Origin of the sequence: Streptococcus mitis, assembly GCF_002096925.1 — a bacterium.
GTDB lineage: Bacteria > Bacillota > Bacilli > Lactobacillales > Streptococcaceae > Streptococcus > Streptococcus mitis_AF.
In genome coordinates this window covers 1-1,470 of sequence record NZ_NCVN01000079.1, presented here as the reverse complement: position 1 = coordinate 1,470, position 1,470 = coordinate 1, and the positions used below count along the sequence as shown (strand labels likewise).

Annotated in this window: 2 protein-coding genes; both read left to right on the top strand. The window is 39.5% G+C overall.

The genetic code is table 11. The features are described 5' to 3' along the window. Positions 1-230: 230 nt before the first annotated feature. Positions 231-992, top strand: coding sequence for an IS110 family transposase (locus tag B7692_RS07705; RefSeq protein WP_084930367.1), 762 nt, complete (start codon positions 231-233; stop codon positions 990-992). After that, positions 955-1,398, top strand: a complete 444-nt coding sequence (locus tag B7692_RS07700; protein WP_084930366.1) for a transposase — start codon at positions 955-957, stop codon at positions 1,396-1,398. The genes B7692_RS07705 and B7692_RS07700 overlap by 38 nt, the downstream gene beginning before the upstream one ends. Positions 1,399-1,470 lie beyond the last annotated feature (72 nt).

Sequence of the window (1,470 nt, the reverse complement as noted above, 5' to 3'; positions counted from 1 at the left end):
AAAAACTCCAAGCAGGCAGATCCTGCTAACTCATGACAGAAAAAGAAGTTTAGCCTATAATGAAGGCGAACAATACCAAACCGTGGTGTTTAATAGGGCTTTTCCTAGCCTGTATAAAAAAGCTAGATGAACAAGAGTCGTGAGCTAACTCGAATATGCCTTGAGCATGAAAATATCTTACTAGTAGCCTCTTGTTCTATTGTTCAAATAGTTAACAGGAGGTTTTTATAATGGAAGTCATGATTGAAACGTGTTGTGGTATTGATGTCCACCAAAAATCCATTGTTTGTTGTATTCTAGACTGTCCACTAGATACCAATAAACCAAAGAAAATTCAGAAGAAATTTGGGACAACTATAGTAGCTCTTCGCAATGCCTTAGATTGGATGGTGAAAAACCATATCACACATGTCTTTTTTGAAAGTACTGGGCAATATTGGCTCCCTCTCTTTACTATCTTTTCAGATTCTGATCTCGTCTTAGTACTTGCCAATCCTCAACATATCAAGAATGTACCCGGTCGTAAGACAGACGTGAAGGACGCTGAATGGATTGCTCAACTCGGCCGTTGCGAACTGATTGAACCTTCCTATATCCCTGCCCCTGAAGTGGTACAGCTTCGTTTACTGACACGTCGCATGCGTTGTTACAAGCAACGCCAAACTCAAGTCAAAACTGAAATTCACAATCTCTTACAACGGGCCAATATCAAGCTAAGCTGTTATCTTTCTGATATTTTTTCTAAGACGGGGCAAGCACTTTTAAAATTATTCATTAACGGAGAAACAATTGATATAGAATCTGTTATCCCTTGTATTCAGAAACGCGTGAAAGCAAGTCCAGAAGAACTTGTTGAAACGATGGAAGGAAAGTTGTCACTAGAAGACCGCTTCCTCTTAGGCCAGAGCTTAGAGGAGTGTCAGATGTATCAGGAACTCATTGAAAAATTGACCGATGAGATTCAACACTACATCGAAAAGGAGTTTCCCTGAGGAAAAGAGGATACTTCAAACCATTCCAGGTGTGAATGAAAAATGTGCTGCCACTATTCTAGCTGAGATTGGAGCAACTGTTACGACCTTTCCATCCGATGCACACTTAGTATCATGGGCTGGGCTCTGTCTAGGGTCTTATGAAAGTGCTGGCATTAAAAAATCCTCACACATCACGCAAGGAAATCACTATATCAAACAGGCTTTGACACTATCGGGATTAATTGCAGCACATTCTAAGGATCCAGCTTTTTCTTCTTTTTACAATCGAATTTCTCAAAGAGGAAGCAAGAGGAAGGCGATTATTGCTTGTGCTCATAAGATTCTCAGAATCATTTACAAACTACTCTCCACCAAGCAGACTTATCAAAAAGAAAAGGCGCTAGGACTGAGGAAACAGTTCTAACGCCAAAACTAAAAAAATTTCAATTACAGTATAGCACAGGAAGTGATTTTTTGAGCTTTTTACTGTCTTTTT

Excerpts from the sequence above, each read along its gene's own strand:
- B7692_RS07705 (WP_084930367.1), top strand. The coding sequence starts at position 231 with ATGGAAGTCATGATTGAAACGTGTTGTGGTATTGATGTCCACCAAAAA.
- B7692_RS07700 (WP_084930366.1), top strand. The coding sequence starts at position 955 with ATGAGATTCAACACTACATCGAAAAGGAGTTTCCCTGAGGAAAAGAGG.